The organism is Koromonas humicola (assembly GCF_059726255.1).
The window spans coordinates 397,699-420,033 of record NZ_AP040873.1 but is presented as its reverse complement, the minus strand read 5'-3'; the positions used below and the strand labels follow the sequence as shown (position 1 = coordinate 420,033).

Below are 22,335 nucleotides of genomic sequence, written 5' to 3'. Positions count from 1 at the left end.
GCTGCGCAAAAGAATGCCCCGGCTTTCGAGGCCGGGGCATTCAGGCGAATAGTTCTCTGTTTCTATTCTGCTCCAGTAACCGGTGCCGGAAGGGTTGTGACCTTAGGTTTGATGATGTCGCTCAACAGGTCGGGTTTTGCGTTGTCGCGCACCAAGTGCGGAAAGCGCGGGCCATCGAAATACGGGATCGAGAACGTGCGATAGTACTCGGTGTTTTCGACCAGCAGTTGAATTGGCTGCTTCGATTTCTGCGCCTCGCGTAACGCGGCCATCAGAAGTTCGGGCGAGTACTTGCGGCCATTGACGGCGATGAGTTTCATGCCGGGGCCGATGCCTGCCTTAGCGGAAACGCCATCTTCGATTGCGTCGGTGATGGTTCCCTCCTTCGTCAGCGTTAGGCCAAGCGAAGCCGTCAGATCGGTGCCGCGTGCCTGCTGTTCGCGCAGCTTCAGCATCGTATTCGGCTGATCGGTGTAAACCAGCATCCAGCCCGAGTTGGTGATGCCTCCCAGCGGTGCGCGCTCGGCAACCTTGATAATGCGGTCGGTGAGGAATCCGCGCCAGTCGTAGGGCTGTACCTGGTTCAAGGTGTTCACTACATCGTCGAAGTTGTAGGTCTTCACCTGCGGAGGCGTGTTCTGGCCGCCGTGGAACAGGTGAGCGAAATCGTCCATCGACTTCTGCCCATTGCTCTTCTGGCGAATGATGCTGTCGGCCTCTAGCCAGATGAGTGCGCCTTCGTCGTAGTAGTCCACGCTGCGACGATAGTTACTGAAGCTTTCCGAAGCGCCGTAGAGAATCTGTGCAGCCGTGGCGGTGTCCTCGAGTGGACGCCAGTTGCGGCCCGGACGATGCGAGTAGGTCATGGCAATCAGCGCCATTTGCTCGCGCCACTGCTCGGGGGTTTGAAGGCCGCTGCGCCCGGTGAGCACGTAGCCGAAGTATTCGGTCAGTCCTTCATATACCCAGAGCAGGTTGCCCTTCATCGGTTCTTCATAGTCGGGTGTGGCCAATCCGGCAGGACGGCGGTACTTGCCATTCCATGAATGGGTGTATTCATGTGGCAGCAGCGATGCATTCAGTGTCCACTGCGCCGGATCGGTCAGATAGCCTTCGCCGACTCGGCTATCGTTCGACTCATGGTGCTCCAGTCCGAAATGCGCGGCATGGTCGCTGAGTGTGAGCAGGAAGTGGTAGTCACGATAGTGACGCGCACCATAGAGAGCTCCGGCCTCAGCGACCAGATTGTCGAACGCCTTGGTCTGCTGCGCAGACATCTCGAGCGCAGCGGCGGAATCGGCGGCAATATCCATCTCGTGCTCGGGCGTTTTGCCGCTCTGCAACGGAACCTTCTTCAAGAACTGTCCGGTGATCACGGGCGAATCCACCAGCGTGGTCAGTGATGCTTCGGCAAACTGCACTGAGCCATCGGCAGCCGAAGCCTGCGGCAGAGCTGTTCCCCACTGCCAATTTGGCGGGAGCTTCAGAGAAGCCTTTACGCCAACATCATCAGAGCCGCGGCCCTTGGGATAGAGCGCAAACCAGTTCCAGGAGATTACGGCCAGCTTTTCGGTGGCTGAAGAGCCAGCGCTGAAGCCTCCCGGCATTTCGACCGGACTGAGGTAGTCCAGGGTCGCGTCGATCGAGGTCACTCCTGCGGGAACCTCGACGTGGTAGGCATACATTTCGACCGGATCGCGATACCAGCGGAGGTTCTGGCCGTTGGCGCGGAAGTAGATGCCTGCCGTATCGACGATCGGGCCAGTCGGTCCGTGTTCGCCGGGAATCCACTTGGGATAAAGCAGGACAAAATCGCCGGGTGTGGCAGGAATCGTCATGCGCGCATGGAAGATCTTGCGCGGCGCTTCGGTCGCATCGACCGAGATGGTCTCATGCACCGCGAATCCTGAGGTTTTGATCGAACTGCTCTGAGCGGGACCGCTCTGGGCAATGATGGAGCCAATTCCGAGAGACAAGAACAGCCATACACCGCACAACGTTCGCACTTGCAACTCCTGAAACAAGGGGTTTTGAGGGCGGCATTACCGCGCCGGGGAAGCCGGGCCACGAAACGCAAATGCGGGTCGCGTGCTCGGGTGAGTTTCTGAGTGTAACAGATGCTGAAATGACGAATTAAGGAGAGTCTCTCCGCGCTTTGCTATTATTCCCCTGTGCGGCACATCTCAAAAAGTGGGCGATTCGTCACCTTTGAAGGTCTGGACGGATGCGGCAAGAGCACGCATCTGGAAAGGCTTGCGGAGGTCTTGCGCGGCGAAGGGTTGGAAGTCATAACGACGCGCGAGCCCGGCGGCACCGAAATCGGCGAGCGGATTCGCGGCATTCTGGTGGATTCGCGGACGCACGGACTGGCGCCTCTGGCCGAGGTTGCGCTGATGTTCGCCTCGCGAGCCCAGCAGATTTCGGAGGTCATTCTTCCGGCGCTGAATCGCGGAGCATGGGTGCTGTGCGACCGCTTCACGGATTCGTCTGAGGCCTACCAGGGGGCGGGGAGGCAGCTTGGAGCTGACGCGATTCTGACCATGCATCGCGTCATTTGCCTGGGACTTCAGCCCGACCTCACGCTGCTGCTCGATAATGATGTGGGCGCCAGTTTGGCGCGGGCACGGCGGCGGAATCTGGCGGCCGAGGGCAATGGCGACGAAAACCGGTTTGAGCAGGAGAACCGGGCGTTCTACGAGCGCGTGCATCAGCAGTTCTTGACCATCGCCCGGAGAGAACCCGAGCGGGTCGTGCTCATCGACGCGCGGCGTCCGCTGGAGCCAGTTCACAAGCAACTTGTGGCCGTGGTGCGCGAGCGGTTGATGGCAAAGCAGGTGTAATGGGATTCGAACAGTTTCACGGAAATGCCGCTACGGTGACCCGACTGCGCGAAATGATCGCGCGCGATCACCTGCCCCACGCAATCATCCTTACAGGGCCAAAGGGCTCCGGGAAGTTCACGCTGGCGCAGATGGTAGCAAAGGCCGTGAACTGCCTGAACCGACCAACGGCTCCGGACGGACTGCCGGATTTCTGCGGAACCTGCCGCAACTGCGAACGGATTGCTCAGGCCGACGCCTTGGAAGAGCGCTGCGCGGAAGCAGTCGAAGCCCGAGAGAATCTTCGTGAGACTGACAAGCGCGAAACGCGCATCTTCGTGCAGACGTTCCCCGAAGTCCTGATCGTTCCGCCCGATCCGCCGCAAATGCTGGTCAAGGTAGACCAGGTGCGGCATGTGATCGGCGAAATGTACTACCGCCCTAGCGAAGGCCGCCAGAAGTTCTACATCTTCTCTGAATCGAACTTCATGAAGGAAGCGGCCAATGCGCTGCTGAAGGTTCTGGAGGAGCCGCCAGAGTTTGCCACCCTCTTCCTGCTGGCCGAGAATTCCAATGCCCTGCTGCCTACAATCCGCTCCCGCTGCATTACCCTGCGTCTTGCCCCTCTCAGCGCCGAAGAGATTTCGCAGGACTTGGCTATGCGCACCGAATGGACGGCGGCGCAGAAGAAACTGGTAGCCCGACTGTGCGGCGGAGCCGTGGGCCGGGCACGCAGTTTTGACCTCAGTGGATATTTGGCGGCGCGAAAAGACGCGCTCGTACTACTGACCACTGCCTTGGGAGACAGCGACCACTCAGCGCTATTTCGCGCCACCGATGGTTACCGCGCCGGTGGCGAGGGCAAAGCGAAAACCGATCTCCTGATCGCTGTAATGTACTCGATCCTCGAAGACCTGTTATTTCTGAAGTCAAATTCGCCAGAGCTAATGCATAACGAAGATATGAAAGGCGAACTCGACCGTATCGCAGGACAGGTGTCGTTTGAGTGGGTCGTCCGCGCCAGCGAGGGTATTGGAGAAGTGCAAAACGGCATGAGACGCAACCTTCTGCGCTCGCTTTCGCTCGACGGATATTCCAGTTCTATCGAGATATAGAATCCCCTCAAGTTTTTCCTATTAGGTGCTTAAGTTCTGGCATCCAAAGAACACCTGAGTTCGTCAGATCGAGTGGATAACAATTATTGTTTTTGGCCCTATGCGTGTGGTAGGGTTTGGAAACGAATCACTGCAATCCCTTTCAGGATATAAGCTCTCGAGGCTAGAGATGTGCGCGCAGAACTGCGTCCAGAAGGAATTGATGGGGTGCTTCGAGCAGCGAGTTATTGCTCCCGCTGTGGGGGAGAGGATTCAAATGAGAAACGGACCTGACTCGACCGCCGTGGTTCGAGCACCCGAAGATGCAGAAGGCTTCGGGAATCGCAAACTGATTCGTCCATCGCTAAGCCAGCAGGCACGTGGAAACGAAGCTGGCGCAGACCGCAACAGGCCTGTGCGCCCGCAGGGTGACCGCATCGCGACTGAACGAAACCAGGCGAGTTCGACGAAGAAGACGCCACCAGCAGAACAGACGCACGCCGAGAACTTTTATTACCAGAAGCAAATGCAGAGCCGGACGCCGATGGTAGTGGTCACTCGCGACGGCGAAGAACTGCACGGAATTATTGAGTGGTACGACAAGAGTTGCATCAAGCTGAACCGCTCAGGTGGGCAGTCCAACTTGTTAGTCTATAAAACCAGCATTCGGTACTTATACAAAGAAGGCGAAGTCACCAAATAGATCGGCTATCATCAATGACTGGAAAGCCCGCCTCGCGCGGGCTTTTCTATTTGGCAGCCTTGCGCAGGCGGTCGCGAATCGCGAGTCCGATTCCGCTAGCCGCAGGCAACGGACACAGAATCACATCGACTCCGCGCTGATCCAGGGCGCGCATTTGCATGTAAAGATCGCGGGCCATCGACTCGGGATCGTCCCAATTGCCCCAAGCGAGAATGACCTCGGCGTGGGCAGGGGCACTCCAGCCAGAGGGCAGTAGCACGCCGACCTGAGATGTCTGCGACTCGCGCTCGGAGGCCGCATCAAGTTCACGCTGGCTTTCAACAAGAATCACTTTCGCACGCGGTGCGTAGTGTCGTATGCCAAGGCCGGGCGATTCGAGCGACTCAGGTGGAGTTTCATCCGAAATCTTGCGCTCGGCCACGGTGACGTCACCCAGAACGCGACGAATCTGCTCCGGAGTGATGCCGCCGGGGCGATAGATAATTGGCGGCTCTGCCGTAGGGTCGAGCACCGTCGATTCGAGTCCAATGTCGCTTGAACCGGCGTCGAGGATTGCGTCAATGCGACCGTCGAGATCGGCTAAAACATGCTCTGCGGTCGTGGGGCTGGTGTGGCCAAATCGATTTGCGCTCGGGGCTGCGATGGGCACTCCGGAAGCCACAATCAGCGCACGGGCAACTGGATGGGCAGGCATGCGCAGCCCTACTTTTTCGCGTCCAGCCGTGCAGACATCGGGAATCACCTCGGCGCGTCGGAGCAGCATGGTCAGCGGACCGGGCCAGTAGGCTCCTGCCAAGCGCTCGACGCGTTCGGGGAATTCCTGCACAAGGCTGCGAGCCTGCTCGATTGTATACACGTGTACAATCACCGGATCCCAGTGCGGTCGCTGCTTGGCCTCGAATATCTTGGCCACGGCTTCGCGGTCCAGCGCGTTTGCGCCCAAACCATAGACCGTTTCTGTTGGAAACGCGACAAGGCCGCCAGAGCGAATAATCTCGGCGGCCTTGAGCAAAGCTGGGTCGGTAGCAAGTACCGAAGAGGTGAGGCGAAGGCGAAGGGTTTCCATCAGCGCCCTACAGCTTGGGCAGCACGATGCCCGATTGCTTCTGATATTTCCCGGCCTTGTCCTTGTAGCTCACTTCGCAGGCTTCATCGCCCTGGAAGAACAGAATCTGGCACAGACCTTCGTTGGCGTAGATCTTTGCAGGCAGAGGCGTGCTGTTGCTGATCTCAAGAGTGACGAAACCTTCCCACTCCGGCTCGAAAGGCGTGACGTTGACGATGATGCCGCAGCGGGCATAGGTGGATTTGCCAACGCAGATGGTCAGCACGTCACGAGGAATCTTGAAATACTCAACCGAACGCGCCAGGGCGAAAGAGTTGGGCGGAACCATGATACTGTCGGCACGAACGGAGACAAACGAGCGCTCGTCGAACTCTTTTGGATCGACCACGGCGGAGTTCACATTGGTGAAAATCTTGAACTCATCAGCTACGCGAAGATCATAGCCATACGAAGAAAGTCCGTAGCTGATGACGCCCTGCCGCACCTGCTTTTCGCAGAACGGGCTGATCATGTCGTGTTTTTGCGCCATCTCGCGGATCCAACGATCGTTCTTAATTGCCATGTGGTCTCGTATTCCTCGTTTCCCTCGCGGCCTGATAAGCCGGGTGCATCTCAACATATGAGTGCGAACGGGGCAGCATTATCTCTGTAGGGTCATCTTAACATTCAGCATTCGATTGACACATCAACCAACGCTGCAAACCTGAAAGGTATCTCGATGGGGGCAGCTTAACATTCAGCATTCGTGCGGGCGTAGAAGTCGTGATAATATCGCGCCACTGGGCTATCGCGATGCTTTGGGCACGTTGACAAGGCCCGCCGCATTTTCTAGCATCGATTGGTAAGCTCTTGATTTTAAATCCATAGCCGGGAGCCGAGGCTTGATCAAACTGGACATCATCAACGAAGTGGTGAACCGCACGGGGGTCACAAAGACGAAGGCCGAGCGCGCGGTAGAGACCGTTTTCGGAAGCATGAAGAAAGCTCTGGCAGAAGGCGACCGCATTGAGTTGCGCGGCTTCGGCGTTTTCAACGTGCGTCCACGCAAAACCGGCATTGGCCGCAATCCACGCACCGGCGCCGAAGTGAATATCCCTCCGGGAAAGGCCGTGCGCTTCAAGCCCGGCAAGGAACTGCAGTCGATCGACTAACCGAACAGCGACCCTAGATGTCTGAACCCAGTTTTGATTCTTTGCCCGGGGACTCTCTGCCTGCGGACGCCTTGCCCGAGGCCTCCGCGGTGCTTCCCCAAGAACGCGTGCACCGGGTCAAATTCTGGATTCCTTTGCTGTTGCTTCTACTCACCTTTGGCACCACGCTGCTGGTGGGTTCGCGCCTGCAATACAACTTCAATCACAATCTGGACGCCTTCGCCAGCAGCGACGATGAAGTGATCCCGCTGTTCCCCGTGCAATGGATTTGGCAGAGTCCGCGCCAACTGCTGTTGGGGATTCCCTTCTCGCTGGCAATCATGGCGATCCTGCTCTCGCACGAGTTGGGACATTACTTCTATTGCCGCCGCTACCGTGTTCGCGCCACCCTGCCGTACTTCATTCCGGCTCCCACCCTGATCGGTACCATGGGAGCCTTTATCCGGATCGGCGGCTATATCGAATCGCGTGCGGCGCTGTTCGACATCGGCATCGCAGGCCCAATCGCGGGCTTCGTTGTCGCTGTTCCGACAATGTTTGCCGGCATAGCGATGTCGCACCCTATGCCGGGTAATCCTGATCCCGACCTGCAATTTGGGTTTCCGCTGATCTTCCAGATCGGCCACTTTCTGCTGCATCCCGGAACGGTCGCGCTGACACATTATTACCTGCATCCAGTGGCGCTCGCCGCTTGGGCCGGAATGCTCGCAACCGCTCTGAACCTGCTTCCCGGCGGACAACTGGACGGCGGCCATCTTGTGTTTGCCGTTTCGCCCCGCCTGCACCGTTTCCTCTCATGGGGAATGGTGGTAGCTCTTGTAGTCATGGCGTGGTTCTTCTGGGTGGGGTGGATGATCTGGGCGGTCCTGCTCGCCTTGAGCGGACTTCAACAGCCAAGCGTCCCTCGCTGGCCGACAATCGGACGCGGACGCCGAAAGCTGGCGTTGTTCGCACTAGTAATGCTGCTACTCACCTTTACTCCCGCTCCGGTGGCGAACAAATCCTTCCCGCAGGTAGCAAGAGAGATGAAGGGGCGATAATCAGAAATTACGTGAAGGCGGGTGCCCCACCTTCACGCCGTGCTCTTCGGCGTTAAGGTGGGAAGCAATCCAGTCCATCTGTGAGCCTCCCGGTTTTGCTTTTTCCGGTTCAGACTCTTTGCCATAAAGTGATTGGACATGACGCTAGGATTAATACGATTTCAGCACTCGGGGCAGTCTCATTTTGTCACTTTCAGTTGCTACCGTAGGCAAGTTCGGCTGAATGTCGAAGCGAGTCGTGCTTTGTTTCTCGACACTCTTGAGAGAACCCGGCAGGAGTTCTCTATGTGTGTCTACGGCTACGTCGTCATGCCCGAGCACATCCATTTGCTCCTGAGCGAGCCTTGTTCCTATACGTTGGCTGAGGCCATTCACTTTCTGAAACTGTCATCCGCCAAGCAATTGATCTCTGAGGGGCAGGAACCGGGAGGATATTTCTGGCAAAAGCGTTATTACGACCGCAACATTCGGAGCTACTCCGACTTCGTCGAAAAACTTCGGTATATTCATCGCAACCCAGTCAAGCGTGAGCTCTGTGCGAGACCAGAAGACTGGGCGTGGAGCAGTTTCCGACATTACGCATTCGGTGAGATGGGAACTGTAGAGATTGAGTCAGAGTGGACGGCAAGAAGACGAGAGGGTAACAATGTCGAAGTGCTTCAGCACGGAGGGTAACTGCTTTCCACCTTAGCCGCAAAGGACGCGGCGAAGGTGGGGCACCCGAGTGACTCTCTCGATTCCGAGAACTACTAGATCTTGCTGCGCATATGTATTTCAGCGCCCTTGCGCTTGAAATGCACTTCGTCCATCAGGTGATGGATCAGATAAATGCCGCGACCGTGATTCTCGTACAGGTGCTCGCCTTCGGTCGGGTCTGGTAGGTGCCGGGCGTTGAACCCAGGGCCGGGATCTCGAACCACGATCAGCACGCTGTGGTCAGCTTCAAAAACAACCGAACACTGCACGTGAAGATTCGGGTCGTCGCAGCACCCATGCTTGATGGCGTTTGCAAGAGCTTCGCGCAACGCCGTCTCAATTGCCATTTCCTTCGCTTTTGCATGACGCCGCACGGCAGTCATGACGGATTCAACAAGCGGAGAGATCGCAGAAACCCGCGCCGGAATTGTGATTTCCAGCTTGAGCAGAAAACTCCCCGGAGTTGGCGCCTGAGCTGACGAGGCCGGTGCTTCCGGAGATGTGTGCGAACGGGACGGCAATTTGGGCTCCCTAGAATGAATGCTGATATTGTCTCAACCGGTGCGTGCCCGGTTTATCAGTTAAAAACCCGTGCTAGTCGTGAAAGTTTGGCCCAAATGCCATCGCTCTGACACTACGACAGCGACATCGCATCCACGTCCACTATGATGCTTGTTCGTGGAACCTTGTGGTGCTGTGCGGCGGCGAGCATTGCTCGTAGAACCGAATTAAGGCGCTCGCGACTGCCGGCCTTGAGTACGAAATGGAACCGGTAGTCCTTCTTCAACCTCATGATCGGCGCCGGAGCGGGTCCCATGATTCGGACGCCTTCATGCCGGAAACTCTCAAACCAGTTCCCGAGCACGCCAGCATAGCGCAATGCTTCTTCCTGCTTGTCGCTGCGCACAACAATGTTTGCAAGTGAGTCGAACGGAGGATAGTGCATCCAGCCCCGGAATCGCAACTCTTTATCTGCGAATCCGTGATAATCATGGTGCGCGGCGAACTGCACTGCGTAGTGATCCGGAAAATGCGTCTGTAACACGACTTTGCCCGGCATCTCGCCGCGTCCGGCACGTCCGGCAACCTGGGTCAGCAACTGGAAAGTGCGCTCGGCGGCGCGGAAATCCGGCAGTCCCAACGCAGTGTCGGCACCGACAACACCAACCAGAGTAACCCCGTGAACATCGTGCCCCTTGGCGATCATCTGCGTACCAACGAGCAGGTCGATGTCTCCCGCCTGAAACTCGCTGAGCATGCGCTCGAAATCGTCATGCCCGCGCACGGTGTCGCGATCCATGCGTCCAATGCGCGCCGTCGGAAACGCCTTGTGCAACATGTCTTCCAGCTTCTCTGACCCGGTACCTAGAAACTGCACGTAGTCGCTGCCGCACTTGGGACAGGTCTTGGGAACCGGCGCCTGATATCCGCAATAGTGACAAAGCAACCGATGCTGCTTCTTGTGGTAGGTCATCGCCACTGCGCAGTCGCGGCACTGCAACGTGTCTCCGCAAGCTCGGCACATCACCCACGCAGAGTAGCCACGGCGATTGAGCAGGATCATTGCCTGTTCGCCACGCTCCAGCCTCGTTGTCGTCTCCTCTATCAGCTTGCGCGAGAGCACGGTTTCGTGTCCGGTCTCCTTGAACTCCTGCCGCATATCGATCAGTTCGACTTCCGGCAGGGGACGCTCCTGCACACGATCGGGGAGTTCGATGAGAGCATACTTCCCTTTCGTCGCATTCTGGAAACTTTCAAGTGAAGGCGTAGCCGACCCGAGCACGACTGTCGCACCCGCCGACTTGGCGCGCATTACCGCCACATCGCGTCCGTGATAGCGCGGCGTTTCTTCCTGCTTGTAACTGTTGTCGTGCTCCTCATCGACGATGATCAGAGCGAGATCGTGTACCGGAGCAAAGATTGCCGAACGCGTTCCGACCGCAATCCGAGCCTCGCCCCGCCGGATTCGATGCCATTGTTCGGCGCGCTCCGCATCGCTGAGTGATGAGTGCAGGATGGCAATCTCTTCGCCAAAGATGCTGTAGAGATCGGCGGCAACCCCGGGCGTAAGGCCAATCTCGGGAACCAGCAGAATCGATCCGCGTCCCGCGGCAAGCACCGACTGCATTGCCGCCAGGTAAACGGCGGTCTTCCCCGATCCTGTAACTCCATGAAGCAACGCAACCTGAAAGCGGCGCTCATCAACGCTCTTGCGAATGGCTGCGAGCGCTTCTTTCTGGCGCGGAGTGAAGCGCTCCTCCAACGTTGTGCGAGGCTTCATCTGTGGAACCGCCTGTTCGGCCTTCTCCTCGATGATCTCGATCACATCGTGCTTCACCAGCGTTTTCAGCGAACTTGCAGATGTTCCAGCCTCGCGGAGTTCTTCCATGCGCAGGCGGCCACCAGCCTCGCACAGCAGATCGACGATGTGCTGCTGGGTCGCGTTGAGCTTTTTGCTGGCCGCGCTTTCATCCGAGCGCAGAACCGCAAACTTCACCAACCTACGTGCATCACGAACGCCCGAGAGATCTTCGCGAACAATCCATTTCTTCTGAATGAGAGTGCGCAGAACTTCGCGCGTGGCACCAATGGCTGATCGCAATCGCTCTTCGCGCACGAGTTCGCCTTCAGACAAGGCGTCGAGCACAGCGTATTCCGCCATCTGGTGCTCGATGTCTTTTTGCGAGCGGCGGGACGAGCCTTCGTTGGCTGAGTCGTAGAGCGCTTCGGCTCCGAGTTCGGTTATGCGATAGCCGTGGGCCTGGCGGAACTCGGCTTGCAATGGCAGCATCGTGCGATAGACCTCGCCGATAGGAGCGAGGTAGTACTGCGAAATCCAGCGGCCTAGCGCGAGAAGCGATTCATCGAGCACCGGGGCGGTGTCGAGCACCTGCAGAATGCGCTTGATCGTGCGTGTCTCTGGGCGGTCGCCGTGAACACGCGTCACAATGCCAGAAAGACGCTTCTCCGACCCTCGCCCAAACGGCACCACGACACGTCCGCCCACGACTGGTTCCAACTCGCCAGCGTCGTAGGTGAAAACGGCGTCGAGCGGCACTGGCAAAGCCACATCGCAATAGACAGTCTGGGTTTCAGGAAGCAGCGATGCCTGCGCGGCTTCCGATGGCGTGGACATCAGCCCTCGTGAGGACGCTCAGCCGCGCGCTGCGGCATTGGCATCTTCAGGTGCTTCATGACCATCTGCAAGTCGGCCCACGTTTCCTTTTTCTGGCGCGGGTCGCGCAGCAAGTAAGCCGGATGGTAGGTGACAACTAGTTTCGTCGCAAACTCAGGGTCGCGCTCCGCAGCCACAGCCGCATCGCGCAAAACAGGATGCGCGGCGGGAACGAAGTCGTAGATATGTCCCCGCAAATTGGCCATTGAGTCGTTGACTCCGAGCAGGAACCGAGCAGCAGTCGCGCCCAGAGCAACGATGATTTCGGGGCGGATCACCGAGATTTGGCGCAGCAGGAAAATCCCGCAGATATCGCATTCGTCGCGCTCAGGCGTGCGGTTTTGCGGAGGACGGCACTTCACCACGTTGGCAATGTGCACGTCTTCGCGGCTGATTCCCATCGCCTGAATCATGTTGTTGAGCAACTGTCCGGCGCGACCAACGAAAGGCTCGCCCTGAGCGTCTTCATCCGCTCCGGGACCTTCGCCGACAAACATGATGCGAGTATCGGTGGCACCCACGCCGAACACAACATTGGTACGGGCCGATGAAAGCCGACACCGCTGACAGTCGCCGATCTCTTCGCGGATGACGCGCAATGCAGCGGGCTTGTCGGCCAGAATCGTCGCAATCTGTGCTGAATCGGCGACAGGCGTTGGCGTAACTTCAATTGCAGCCCCGACCGCAACGGCAGCCGCTTCCGTCTCGACCGAAACTTCGGCCAGCGCTTCGCGCTCAATCGTGCGTCCGAAGGTCATGCCCTCTGGTACTTCGCGCTGGTAAAGATCGTAGATACCGAGGTCGCGGTAGTAGCGCACAGCGGCGGCTACAGCCTTTCTGCTCTGCTCGTCCAAAACTTTTGCCATGCTTATGCGGTCACCTTCGGAGATTGCTGGCCTGCGCGCAGTTTCACTACTGCATCAAGAATGCGGTCGGCCATCTCGCGCTTCGACATTTCGGGTACCGGCGTGGAGTCCTCGGCTGTGATGATCTCTCCGGCGTTGCGGTCGGAAGCGAAGCCGATGCCCGGCCGCGAAACATCGTTCACCACAATTGCGTCCAGATGCTTGCGAGTAAGCTTCTGGCGTGCGTTTGCCACCACGTTTTGCGTCTCGGCGGCAAAACCGATCAACAATTGCCCGGGTGCGCGACGCGATCCGAGTTCGGCGAGAATGTCAGCCGTAGGCTCCAAGGCAAGCGTCATCGCCGCTTCGCGCTTGATTTTCTGTTCGGCGACCACGGCAGGAGCGAAGTCCGAAACCGCGGCGGTCATGATGACCAGGCTTGCGCGCCCGAAGCGGGTAATCAGGGCTTCGCGCATCTGCGCACTGGTTTCGACCTGCACAAGTTCCTCAACCGGAGGAGGCGTCAGCGCCGTTGGTCCGCTGACCAGCGTTACGTGCGCGCCACGACGAACGGCGGCTTCAGCCAGCGCATAACCCATTTTGCCGCTGGAACGATTGCCAAGAAAGCGCACCGGATCAATGGGTTCGTACGTTGGTCCGGCCGAGATGAGCACGTGTTCACCCTTGAGATCCTGCGATTCCGCGAGACGGGCGACAACGGCTTCGACGATTTCCGCCGTGTCAGCGAGGCGTCCCTCGCCAGTCATGCCGCATGCAAGATAACCTTCACCGGGTTCCACAATCGTCACGCCGCGCGAGCGTAGCGTAGCTAGATTCGCCTGAGTCGCCGGATGGCGCCACATGTTCACGTTCATCGCCGGAGCAACGATCACCGGAGCGGTCGTGGCCAGATATAGCGTGGACAGGAAGTCTTCTGACAATCCCTGGGCGAAGCGCGCCAAGGTTGCAGCCGTCGCCGGGGCCACAACCAAGGCATCGATTGCCTGGGCGACGCCAATGTGTTCGACAGAAGAATCGAGAGTCGAGTTCGAATCGCGCTGGGAGAACATCTCGGTGATGACCTTTTCGCCGGTAAGCGCGGCAAAGGTCAGCGGACGCACAAACTCTTGCGCCGCCGCAGTCATCACAACCTGGACGCGGATGTCGCGATCCTGCAGTCGCCGAGCGATCTCAGCAGCTTTATATGCGGCAATGCCGCCTGTAACTCCCAATGCGATTTTCATATTCAAGCGCCGAAAAAATGCATAATCCAGCATCCGAATCGCACTTCCCCTGAAAGCGTTCGGTGCTGGGTGGGCAACAATTTGATGCCGCAAGCTATGCGAACGATTGCGGCTGGAAATATTGGCCCGGAACCCACATCTGCCTGTTACGACGGATGTGGGCACCACGGAATTCTATTCTAAGCGCTGCTAGGCTACGCCCGATTTCAGATCGGAGTCTGAGACCACCTCGAGCGGCGTAGTCTCCCACTTTACCTTGTCAGCTTCAATTTCAAGTGCGGCAATGCGGCAAGGCTTGGTGACCGTCGTCTCTACCAAGGGATGTGCGCCGGACTGCAACTGGCGAGCGCGGCGTGCCGTAACCAGAATGTAGCGATAATTGCTGTCGAACCCGTGATGAAGTTCCACTTTTGTTTCCCCCTAAATTGTTACACCGTCGCTTTCCGGAAGCTTTCGAGAATGGGGCCGAGGTGCGGCTTCACATTTTCGAGCTTTCGGGCCTTCGCCAACTCTGCGAGCTTTTGCTCGTCCGTCCGCGAAGGTTCACGCCCGGTCTCTTGAAGACGTTCGGTCAAAATGATGGCTTTTAGCGCATCAATCGAGTCTTCGAGCCGGTCGTTGACCAGAATGTAGTCGTATTTGTCGTATTTTTCAATCTCCCGGCTGGCAGTTTCCAATCGCCGGCAGATCACTGCCTCATCGGTCATGCGCTCCGCTGAACTTCTGCGGCGGAGGCGTGCCTCCAATTCTTGCTTAGTCGGAGGCAGGATGAAGATGCTGATGGCGCCGGGCAGACGCGCCTGCAGTTGCGATGCTCCCTGCACGTCGATATCCAGCAGAAGATCGTGGCCTCGCAGGATGGCGTCATCTAGGAATTTCTTGGCCGTGCCATAGTAATTTCCGAAGACGTCGGCATATTCAAGAAACTCGTCGTTCTTGATCATGCGCTCGAACACATCGCGGCTCGTGTAGTAGTATTCGCGGCCATTCTCTTCGCTGCCGCGCGGTGGCCGCGTCGTGTAAGACACGGAGAACTCAAGGCGATCAACAGATTTCTTGATCTCATTGACCAGCGTTGACTTGCCGCTGCCGGAGGGGGCGGAAATGATGAAGACGAGACTCATTCGACGTTCTGCACCTGTTCACGGGATTTTTCGATATCGCTTTTCAGCGCCAGGCCAAGCTCGGTGATTCTCATGGCATCTCCAGCCAGTCCGGTGGTCTTGGAGAGCATGGTGTTAGCCTCGCGGTTCATCTCCTGCATTAGGAAGTCGAGCTTCTTGCCGACATCCTCGCCCTCGTCGAGGAGCGCACGGAAATGCTTCACATGGGTCTGCAGACGAACGATTTCTTCCTGCACATCGCTGCGCTCAGCTAGCATCGCCGCTTCCTGCAGAATGCGGTCTGGATCAGCCTTGTCGGCGACCAGTTCGGCCATGCGCGCGCGAATGCGTTCGAGATGCGCCTGTAGCACAGCCCCGCGCAGCTTTTCGACTTCGGCCGTGTTCTGCTCAAGCTGATTCATACGTGCCTCAAGCTCGGCGCGGGTGTGATCGCCTTCAAGCTGACGATTCGAATTCAGCGCGTCGATCAACTCGGTGGCCGCAGCGAATAACGCTGCTTGCAATTCTTCGGTCTCGGGCATTTCACTCGAAGCCGAAAGCACGCCGTTCAGCCGGAAGATCGCGTTCAGATCGAGTTCGCCCGGAATCTCGAGCTCAGTCGAGAGTGCGCGGAACGCCTTCACGTAACCGGTGACCAGTTCGCGGTTGATGCTGATGCCCGAGGCTCCTGCATACTCCAGCGAGAGCGTCACCTCGACGTGGCCGCGATGCATTTTCTCCTTGAACAGCTTGCGCAACTTCTGCTCGAACAGTTCAGATTTGGCGGGCAAGCGAAGGTGGAGATCGAGGAAACGGTGATTCACCGATTTAGCGGTGAAAGTGTAGGCAGTTGTTTCGTGCTGACCTTTGATCTGGGCAAAGCCAGTCATGGAGCGAATGGACATAGCTACTCTCCGACTCCTTCCACGGGAGCGCTCTGCTTCGGCGCGTCCAAATCTACAAATTGCAATTCGTACAGGCGGCGATAGGTGCCAAGCCGCGAAAGCAGATCCTCATGCGTGCCCTGATCGGCAATCTGGCCGTTTTCGAGCACGATAATCCGGTCGGCCTTGCGCACGGTCGAGAGCCGGTGCGCGATGACGAAAACAGTACGTCCAGACATCAAGTTCTGCAAGGCCGCCTGCACCAGCGATTCGCTTTCGGAATCGAGCGCCGAGGTGGCTTCGTCAAGAATCAGTACCGGAGCGTTCTTCAGCAGCGCGCGAGCAATGCTCAAACGCTGGCGTTCGCCACCCGAAAGGCGGAATCCGCGCTCGCCGATGACGGTGTTGTACCCCTCTGGCATGCGCTGAATGAAGTCGTGCGCAAGTGCGGCGTGAGCGGCGGCTTCGACTTCCTGTTGCGACACGTGGGGCTGACCGTAGGCGATGTTGTTGCGCACCGTGTCGTTGAACAACATGGTTTCCTGCGCCACGATACCGATTTGCTTACGCAGCGAAGCCAGCGAAAGATCGCGCACATCGATGCCGTCCACCAGGATGCGTCCGCCTGTTACGTCGAAGAAGCGCGGTATCAGGTGCACCATGGTTGACTTGCCAGCACCGCTGCCACCGACGATGGCGACCATCTCTCCGGCTTTCACTTCCAGGTTGATGCCCTGCAACACTTCGCGCGCGTCTTCGCCGTCGCAGTAGGAGAATCGCACGTCTTCGAACTTGATCGAGTTGTGGAAGCCATTCAGCTTGCGAGGCAAAGCCTTCTCGCGCACTTCGTCCTTGGCATCCATGAAGCGGAACACCGACTCACTCGCACCGAGCGCCTGCTGGAAGTTGTTATAGAACGCAGCGAACTTGCGCACCGGCTGATACAGACTCATGGTGGCCACGATGAAGGTCATGAACAGACCGATGGTCATCGTGCCATGGTTGATGCTGCTGCGTCCGAGGTTGAGCAGCAGAGCGATCACGACCGCGCCTAGCAAATCCATCAGCGGCGAACTCAGGGCCATCGCCACCACCGACCGCATATTGGCAGAGAACAAACGCTTTGCTGCGGCCTTGAATCGCATGGTCTCCCAAATCTCCGTGCTGAAGGCCTTTACGATGCGATTTCCGATGAGGGTCTCGTGCAGAATGTTCTGGATTTCGGCCAGCTTGTCCTGTCCGCGGCGTGTTGTGCTCCGTACTTGTCTGCCGATTTTGCGCGAGCTGAACACGATGATCGGGACAAAGGCCAACAGGATCCACGCCAGCTTGCCGCCAGTGGAGACGACCAGCCCTGCAGTGAACACGAGAATGAAGAACTGCTGCAGGAACTCAGCCAGGACACTCGACATCGCAAACTGAACCTTGTCGATGTCGTTGATGATGGCCGAAACCAGCATGCCCGTTGGATGCTTCTGGAAGAATGCAGCCGAACGGCGCAACACACTGCCGTAGATGTCGTTGCGCAGATCGGTCACGAGCCCGAAACCTGCGTAGTTCACCAGGTAAGTGCCAACGTAATCGAAGATGCCCTTGAGAAACACCGATGCGACCAGCGCAAAGGCAACTACAGTCCAGGGATTCCGGAAGTGGCTTGGGACAAGCTGTTCGAGGTAGATGGTGTGGTGAGTAATGGGAATCGTCAGCAGGGCCATCGAACGGCCCGGTGTTTCCGGCGTCAGTACACGGTCAAAAATAGGACGGAACAGCGCCAGGCGGAACGCTTCCAGCAGTCCGACCAAGCCAAAAAGAAACACACTGGCGATCAATTGCAGCCAGTACGGCCGGACGTACCAAAGCAAACGGATCAGTCGGCGCATGAACTACTCATGGGATGGCGGCCCATCCGAAATTGAAAATTGGGGTGCAAACATCGATTCTACTGGAAGTAGCTGCAGGAAAACAGAGCGCCAGCAGAATTGCTGGTCGGCTATTCCGCTCGGATCTCCGGGGAAAGAGCCCCGGAGTCAGGATGGATAAATCACCTAGTCTTATCGCGGGCTGTCGCGGTGCTCGACTTTGACGCGGAAATCGGCCTTCGCAAGCCGCTTCTTGATCTCCTCAGCCATGAACACCGAGCGGTGTTGACCACCGGTGCAGCCGAAGCCAATCGTCAGATAGCTCTTCCCTTCCGCGATGTAGTGCGGCAGCAGGAATAGCAGCAGGTCCATCACCTTGTCGATGAACTCCTGCGTTTGCGGGAACGAGCGGATGTACTTCGCAACCTGCGGGTGCTTTCCTGTGTAGGGCCGGAACTCGGGGATGAAATGCGGGTTCGGCAGGAAGCGAACATCAAAGACCAGGTCTGCGTTGTCCGGCACGCCATTTTTGAATCCGAAACTGAGTGTCGAAATCAGCATCGGCTGGCGCTCTTCGCCACTCTTGAAGAGCTCGACCAAATGCGTTCGCAACTCGTGCACATTGAATTTCGAAGTGTCGATCTCCAGATCAGCGATGTTACGGATCGGCTCCAGCCGGCGGCGCTCGCTTGCAATGGAGCTCGGAACCGAGGTGGTATTTGCGCCGAGCGGATGCGGACGGCGCGTCTCACTGAACCGGCGGACGAGAACCTTGTCGCTCGTATCGAGGTAGATCAGCGTGACGTCGAGTCTCTTCTTCAGCTCGGCAATGATGGCCGGAAGCTGCTCCAACCGGCTACCCTCGCGGATGTCGATGACGATGGCGGCATTCTTGTCGTCTCGCGAGTCGGTGATGAGCTGGGCAAAGCTCGGGATCAATTCTGCGGGCAGATTATCGACGCAGTAGTACCCCATGTCCTCAAACACCTTGAGGGCGGTGATCTTACCCGATCCGCTCAGTCCGGTGATCATTACCAGCTTTGCTTTGGTTGGCGGGTTCTTGCGCTCCAGTTCTGGAATCACGGGCTGAGGCGTTGCCTTTGAACGAGCTTTGCGATCCGTTCGAGCCATAGACGTAATGTAGCAGCAGAACGTGATCTGGAGAAAGTCACGTAGGTGTGCTGCTGTTGATCGATGCCCAGATGCACAAAGAGCGTGCGCCGGATCTTCCCGAACGCACGCCGGGTGCCCCACCTTCACGCCGTGTCTTTCGGCGTTAAGGTGGGAAGCAATGCGCCCCATCTCTGCGCTCCCTGATTTCGCCTTTCCAAGTTCAGGCTCATGCCGTAAGGTGATTACGGCATGACACAGGGACTAATACGATTGCAGCATTCGGGGCAGTCTCATTTTGTGACCTTCAGTTGCCACCGCAGACAGTCTCGGCTGAATATCAAAGCGAGTCGTGCTTTGTTTCTCGAAACTCTCGAGAGAACCCGGCGGGAGTTCTCTATGTGTGTCTACGGATACGTCGTCATGCCCGAGCACATCCATTTGCTCCTGAATGAACCTTGTTCCCATACATTGGCGGAGACCATTCATTTTCTGAAACTGTCATCCGCCAAGCAATTGATCTCCGAGAGGCAGAAAGCGGGCGGACACTTCTGGCAGAAGCGTTATTACGACCGCAACATTCGGAGCTATTCGGACTTTGTGGAGAAGCTACGGTACATTCATCGCAACCCGGTCAAACGGGGACTCTGTGCAAGACCAGAAGATTGGGCGTGGAGCAGCTTCCGCCATTACGCGTTCGGTGAGCTGGGTAGGGTTGAGATTGAATCGGAGTGGACGGCACGAAAACGAGAGGGGAAGAAAGTCGAAGTGCTTCAGCCCGGAGGGTAACTGCTTCCCACCTTAGCCGCACAAGGCGCGGCGAAGGTGGGGCACCCGGCTGATTTGAAATCACCTAAGCCATCATCATCTTCTTAACACAGCTCCTCACAAGACAAAGAGCGTGCGCCAGGTTTTCCCGAACGCACGCTCCTGAAATTTTCGATTACAGAACTTGCAGTGTGCCTATGGAACGTCGATTAGTTCCAGCTTTCCGTCCTTGCGCCGATGCAGGACGTGTATAAGATTCTTCTTATCACGGAAGACGAATACACCTCGGTCCCGGAACTCGCATTCCTTCACAGCCTCTTCGATTGTCATGGGCTGCAGCGCCACTGAATCCTCGCTCTTCACCAGGTGAGCTTCGGTCACCTTTGGCTTCGCGGGAAACTTGTGAACTACCACGGGGACTGCGGTAACAGCCGCTCCCGCTGCTCCCACGGTGGCTACCGGAATCTCGGGATTTGCCTCGGCGGTTTCTTGTTTCCAGGTCGGCTTTTCCGAGCGCTTCACGTCGCGCTTGCGGGTATTGAGCTTCAGGGCTTGCTTTTCAATGTGCTCGAGAGCTTCGTCGATCGCTGCCATCACGTCAGGAGCTTCACCATGGCCGACTAGCGTTTTTGTGCGGCGAATCAGGGTAATGTCGGCGATGCGGCGCTGCTTTTCGGCAGTCAGAATGACTTTGCTGGTGCAGTTGTTGCCCACCATCTTTTCAAGTTTCGCCAAGCCTGCTTCCAATTCTTCGCGAATCTTGGGAGTGATGTCGAATTGCCTACCTGTGTAATCCACGTTCATTCGAATTCCCCTCCTTTGGACCGTCCAGCGTGCTGTGTGCTGGGGTGGCACATTGTTCAGGGCCAACACCAAAATTATCGGCAGAAATGAACCGGCCCTGAAGCAAAACCCCCGCGAAGGAATACACCCCCGCCGGGCGCCCACGAAAAAAACTCGTGGGCGTTTGGTTATATCAGATGTGCGGAGGCGAGGCCAGTACTACGAATCTGGAAAGGAATTTACTTCTTGACCCGCCGTTGGTGCGTCGAGGGAATCTTCATATCCTCGCGATACTTCGCAACCGTGCGGCGTGTCACTTGAATCCCCTGCGACTGCAGGATGCGGGTAAGCTGTTCGTCGGTCAGCGGGCGAGTCGGATCTTCTTCCTCAATCAGCTTTTTGACCCTGCGCTTCAGGATCAGCAGCGAGGTGGCACCGCCTTCAGGTCCGTTAACGCTTTCGCTGAAGAAATAGCGCAGTTCAAATACGCCCTGCGGAGTGTGCGCGTACTTGTTGGCCACGGCACGGCTCACCGTCGAGGGGTGAACTCCGATCTCCTCGGCCACTTCCTTGATCATCATCGGCTTCAGGTAGTCGATACCGAAATCCAGAAATTCCGTCTGACGTCCGATGATCGCGTAGCAGACCTTCAGGATTGTCTGCTTGCGTTGCTCGATGTTCTTGATGAGCTGGATGGCGGACTTATAGCGCTCCTTCACGTAGTTGCGCACGTCCTTCTCATTGCCTTCGCGGCTCAGCAGCTTTTTGTAAGTCGGGTTCAGGCGAAGCTGCGGCAGATCATCGTCGTTCATCACAACCAGGTACTCATCGCCTTGCTTGATGATGGCGACATCGGGCTCAATCAACCGCGTCTCGGGCACGTTATAGCGGAGGCCCGGCTTGGGATCAAGCGTGCGGATCAGCGTTACGCAGCGCTCCACGCGCTCCATACTCTTGCCCATGGCTCGGCCGATCTCGCGGATCTGCTTGTTCTGCAAACTGTGCAGATGCTTGTCGACGATCACCATTGCGTCTTCAAGCAGTTCGGGCATATCAGGCTCCCCGCCACGCTCGTCGTGAACGCGCAGCAAGTCCTTCAGTTGGGCCATCAGGCACTCGCGCAATTCGCGAGCAGCAACGCCTACCGGGTCCATCTGCCTGACGAGTTCCAGGGCTTCGTGCAGGGCTTCGCGACCGAAAAGCGCCTTCGACGGAATTTCGGGAGTGGGAACGACCTTCGCATGCACCGCGACATCGGTGGCCACAGCTCCGCCATCTTCGGTGGATTCCGAGCCGCTCAGTTCCTGCTCCAGAGCAGCGCCACCTTCCAACGCACTCAGCGAACCGGCACCAAGTTCCAGCAGTTCCTCGTCTGTAGCCAGCAAATAGCCGTCTTCATTCAGGTTGCCGATAATCAGCTCGGCCGCGGCCAGCACGTCATCCTTCACGTGCACAGCGCCAAGCTGCCACATCAGGTGATCGGTAAGGGTCGTCGCTTTGGAAAGGAAGTTCTCGAATGAAGGCTTTTCAATCGATTCCAGTTCGGAGTTGCTGCGATAGCCGGGGTCGAGATACTCGTTGAAAAACGAGCCGAAATCGACTTCTTCGAAGGGGTCACGCTCTTCGGGCGTGGTCTTGGGTTCTTCTGCAACGGCAGCAGAGCTTTCGCGTTCGCGCTGCTCCTCGCGGGCTGCAATCTCATCGATTGTCGGAACGGTGTCAATGTATTCATCGAGTACCGGGTTCTCGACCATCTCCTCGTTGATCATGTCCTTGAGCTCGAGTTTGTTGAGCGCGAGAACAGACACCATCTGCACCAGACCCGGCGTCAGGATCTGGCGTTGAGTAACCTTGAGATTGAGTTTTGTTTGCAGAGATACCATTAGTTAGCGATTACGGGATGTTTCCCAAACTGATTCTAACCTAACAAAGTCGAATATCCAGACGGGTTCGGCAATTGAAGTGCATATTAGCCGAATTTGGCGCTGAGCGGTA

Annotated in this window: 21 protein-coding genes; 7 read left to right on the top strand and 14 right to left on the bottom strand. The window is 57.4% G+C overall.

The annotated features are described in order from the left end of the window. Positions 1 to 62: 62 nt before the first annotated feature. Positions 63 to 2,006 carry a M61 family metallopeptidase gene (locus AC6IZD_RS01805; protein WP_497785970.1) on the bottom strand — a complete coding sequence of 648 codons (1,944 nt, stop codon included), beginning with the start codon at positions 2,004 to 2,006 and terminating at the stop codon, positions 63 to 65. Positions 2,007 to 2,171: 165 nt separating this feature from the next. Between AC6IZD_RS01805 and tmk the strand changes: the two genes are divergently transcribed. The 3 genes from tmk to AC6IZD_RS01790 all read left to right on the top strand — a co-directional run bounded on the left by tmk (position 2,172) and on the right by AC6IZD_RS01790 (position 4,616). Further along, entirely contained in the window at positions 2,172 to 2,840 is a 669-nt protein-coding gene (gene tmk, locus AC6IZD_RS01800; protein WP_497785969.1) for a dTMP kinase, read from the top strand. Further along, positions 2,840 to 3,934: a DNA polymerase III subunit gene (locus AC6IZD_RS01795; protein WP_497785968.1), complete on the top strand. Its 1,095-nt coding sequence runs from the start codon at positions 2,840 to 2,842 to the stop codon at positions 3,932 to 3,934. The genes tmk and AC6IZD_RS01795 overlap by 1 nt, the downstream gene beginning before the upstream one ends. 256 nt (positions 3,935 to 4,190) lie before the next feature. Next, on the top strand, positions 4,191 to 4,616 hold the full coding sequence (locus AC6IZD_RS01790; RefSeq protein WP_497785967.1) for an Hfq-like protein: 426 nt from the start codon (positions 4,191 to 4,193) through the stop codon (positions 4,614 to 4,616). Positions 4,617 to 4,662: 46 nt separating this feature from the next. On the opposite strand, the gene AC6IZD_RS01785 is transcribed toward AC6IZD_RS01790, so the two are convergent. Together AC6IZD_RS01785 and dcd are read right to left on the bottom strand one after the other, a co-directional pair. Further along, entirely contained in the window at positions 4,663 to 5,682 is a 1,020-nt protein-coding gene (locus AC6IZD_RS01785; protein ID WP_497785966.1) for an L-threonylcarbamoyladenylate synthase, read from the bottom strand. 7 nt (positions 5,683 to 5,689) lie between these two features. Further along, positions 5,690 to 6,244 carry a dCTP deaminase gene (gene dcd / locus AC6IZD_RS01780; protein WP_497785965.1) on the bottom strand — a complete coding sequence of 185 codons (555 nt, stop codon included), beginning with the start codon at positions 6,242 to 6,244 and terminating at the stop codon, positions 5,690 to 5,692. Between the two features lie 319 nt (positions 6,245 to 6,563). Between dcd and AC6IZD_RS01775 the strand changes: the two genes are divergently transcribed. The 3 genes from AC6IZD_RS01775 to AC6IZD_RS01765 all read left to right on the top strand — a co-directional run bounded on the left by AC6IZD_RS01775 (position 6,564) and on the right by AC6IZD_RS01765 (position 8,548). Beyond that, positions 6,564 to 6,833 carry an HU family DNA-binding protein gene (locus AC6IZD_RS01775; RefSeq protein WP_497776306.1) on the top strand — a complete coding sequence of 90 codons (270 nt, stop codon included), beginning with the start codon at positions 6,564 to 6,566 and terminating at the stop codon, positions 6,831 to 6,833. Positions 6,834 to 6,850: 17 nt separating this feature from the next. Further along, entirely contained in the window at positions 6,851 to 7,873 is a 1,023-nt protein-coding gene (locus tag AC6IZD_RS01770; protein ID WP_497785964.1) for a site-2 protease family protein, read from the top strand. 138 nt (positions 7,874 to 8,011) lie between these two features. Continuing rightward, positions 8,012 to 8,548, top strand: coding sequence for an REP-associated tyrosine transposase (locus AC6IZD_RS01765; RefSeq protein WP_497785963.1), 537 nt, complete (start codon positions 8,012 to 8,014; stop codon positions 8,546 to 8,548). 74 nt (positions 8,549 to 8,622) lie between these two features. Here the strand turns inward: AC6IZD_RS01765 and AC6IZD_RS01760 are convergent, their stop codons facing one another. The 9 genes from AC6IZD_RS01760 to rapZ all read right to left on the bottom strand — a co-directional run bounded on the left by AC6IZD_RS01760 (position 8,623) and on the right by rapZ (position 18,810). Continuing rightward, positions 8,623 to 9,090 (bottom strand): ATP-binding protein, encoded by a 468-nt coding sequence (locus AC6IZD_RS01760; protein ID WP_497785962.1) that lies wholly within the window; start codon positions 9,088 to 9,090, stop codon positions 8,623 to 8,625. Between the two features lie 113 nt (positions 9,091 to 9,203). Further along, entirely contained in the window at positions 9,204 to 11,705 is a 2,502-nt protein-coding gene (gene priA, locus AC6IZD_RS01755) for a primosomal protein N' (RefSeq protein ID WP_497785961.1), read from the bottom strand. Then, positions 11,705 to 12,610, bottom strand: a complete 906-nt coding sequence (locus tag AC6IZD_RS01750) for a uracil-DNA glycosylase (RefSeq protein WP_497785960.1) — start codon at positions 12,608 to 12,610, stop codon at positions 11,705 to 11,707. The genes priA and AC6IZD_RS01750 overlap by 1 nt, the downstream gene beginning before the upstream one ends. 2 nt (positions 12,611 to 12,612) lie before the next feature. Next, positions 12,613 to 13,833, bottom strand: coding sequence for a bifunctional phosphopantothenoylcysteine decarboxylase/phosphopantothenate--cysteine ligase CoaBC (gene coaBC / locus AC6IZD_RS01745; RefSeq protein ID WP_497785959.1), 1,221 nt, complete (start codon positions 13,831 to 13,833; stop codon positions 12,613 to 12,615). Positions 13,834 to 14,022: 189 nt separating this feature from the next. Next, positions 14,023 to 14,241, bottom strand: coding sequence for a DNA-directed RNA polymerase subunit omega (gene rpoZ / locus AC6IZD_RS01740; protein ID WP_497785958.1), 219 nt, complete (start codon positions 14,239 to 14,241; stop codon positions 14,023 to 14,025). Positions 14,242 to 14,261: 20 nt separating this feature from the next. Next, complete coding sequence (gmk, locus tag AC6IZD_RS01735) at positions 14,262 to 14,957, bottom strand: guanylate kinase (RefSeq protein ID WP_497785957.1); 696 nt, start codon at positions 14,955 to 14,957, stop codon at positions 14,262 to 14,264. Next, positions 14,954 to 15,841, bottom strand: coding sequence for a YicC/YloC family endoribonuclease (locus AC6IZD_RS01730; protein WP_497785956.1), 888 nt, complete (start codon positions 15,839 to 15,841; stop codon positions 14,954 to 14,956). The genes gmk and AC6IZD_RS01730 overlap by 4 nt, the downstream gene beginning before the upstream one ends. A gap of 2 nt (positions 15,842 to 15,843) precedes the next feature. Continuing rightward, entirely contained in the window at positions 15,844 to 17,700 is a 1,857-nt protein-coding gene (locus tag AC6IZD_RS01725; protein WP_497785955.1) for an ABC transporter ATP-binding protein, read from the bottom strand. 171 nt (positions 17,701 to 17,871) lie between these two features. Then, a complete protein-coding gene (gene rapZ / locus AC6IZD_RS01720) occupies positions 17,872 to 18,810 on the bottom strand; it encodes an RNase adapter RapZ (RefSeq protein WP_497785954.1) in 939 nt (312 codons plus the stop codon). A 231-nt stretch (positions 18,811 to 19,041) separates the two neighbouring features. Here rapZ and AC6IZD_RS01715 point away from each other — a divergent pair, with 231 nt between their 5' ends. Beyond that, a complete protein-coding gene (locus tag AC6IZD_RS01715) occupies positions 19,042 to 19,578 on the top strand; it encodes an REP-associated tyrosine transposase (RefSeq protein ID WP_497785953.1) in 537 nt (178 codons plus the stop codon). Between the two features lie 174 nt (positions 19,579 to 19,752). Here the strand turns inward: AC6IZD_RS01715 and hpf are convergent, their stop codons facing one another. Further along, on the bottom strand, positions 19,753 to 20,361 hold the full coding sequence (hpf, locus tag AC6IZD_RS01710; protein WP_497785952.1) for a ribosome hibernation-promoting factor, HPF/YfiA family: 609 nt from the start codon (positions 20,359 to 20,361) through the stop codon (positions 19,753 to 19,755). 218 nt (positions 20,362 to 20,579) lie between these two features. Next, positions 20,580 to 22,223 carry an RNA polymerase factor sigma-54 gene (gene rpoN / locus AC6IZD_RS01705; protein ID WP_497785951.1) on the bottom strand — a complete coding sequence of 548 codons (1,644 nt, stop codon included), beginning with the start codon at positions 22,221 to 22,223 and terminating at the stop codon, positions 20,580 to 20,582. Between the last annotated feature and the right edge of the window lie 112 nt (positions 22,224 to 22,335).

Bases quoted from the DNA above. Each gene is read 5' to 3' on its own strand.
- AC6IZD_RS01730 (WP_497785956.1), bottom strand. From the start codon at position 15,841: ATGTCCATTCGCTCCATGACTGGCTTTGCCCAGATCAAAGGTCAGCAC.
- gmk (WP_497785957.1), bottom strand. From the start codon at position 14,957: ATGAGTCTCGTCTTCATCATTTCCGCCCCCTCCGGCAGCGGCAAGTCA.
- AC6IZD_RS01725 (WP_497785955.1), bottom strand. From the start codon at position 17,700: ATGCGCCGACTGATCCGTTTGCTTTGGTACGTCCGGCCGTACTGGCTG.
- AC6IZD_RS01790 (WP_497785967.1), top strand. From the start codon at position 4,191: ATGAGAAACGGACCTGACTCGACCGCCGTGGTTCGAGCACCCGAAGAT.
- AC6IZD_RS01715 (WP_497785953.1), top strand. From the start codon at position 19,042: ATGACACAGGGACTAATACGATTGCAGCATTCGGGGCAGTCTCATTTT.
- rapZ (WP_497785954.1), bottom strand. From the start codon at position 18,810: ATGGCTCGAACGGATCGCAAAGCTCGTTCAAAGGCAACGCCTCAGCCC.
- coaBC (WP_497785959.1), bottom strand. From the start codon at position 13,833: ATGAAAATCGCATTGGGAGTTACAGGCGGCATTGCCGCATATAAAGCT.
- priA (WP_497785961.1), bottom strand. From the start codon at position 11,705: ATGTCCACGCCATCGGAAGCCGCGCAGGCATCGCTGCTTCCTGAAACC.
- AC6IZD_RS01795 (WP_497785968.1), top strand. From the start codon at position 2,840: ATGGGATTCGAACAGTTTCACGGAAATGCCGCTACGGTGACCCGACTG.
- dcd (WP_497785965.1), bottom strand. From the start codon at position 6,244: ATGGCAATTAAGAACGATCGTTGGATCCGCGAGATGGCGCAAAAACAC.
- AC6IZD_RS01785 (WP_497785966.1), bottom strand. From the start codon at position 5,682: ATGGAAACCCTTCGCCTTCGCCTCACCTCTTCGGTACTTGCTACCGAC.
- AC6IZD_RS01750 (WP_497785960.1), bottom strand. From the start codon at position 12,610: ATGGCAAAAGTTTTGGACGAGCAGAGCAGAAAGGCTGTAGCCGCCGCT.
- rpoN (WP_497785951.1), bottom strand. From the start codon at position 22,223: ATGGTATCTCTGCAAACAAAACTCAATCTCAAGGTTACTCAACGCCAG.
- hpf (WP_497785952.1), bottom strand. From the start codon at position 20,361: ATGAACGTGGATTACACAGGTAGGCAATTCGACATCACTCCCAAGATT.
- AC6IZD_RS01765 (WP_497785963.1), top strand. From the start codon at position 8,012: ATGACGCTAGGATTAATACGATTTCAGCACTCGGGGCAGTCTCATTTT.
- AC6IZD_RS01770 (WP_497785964.1), top strand. From the start codon at position 6,851: ATGTCTGAACCCAGTTTTGATTCTTTGCCCGGGGACTCTCTGCCTGCG.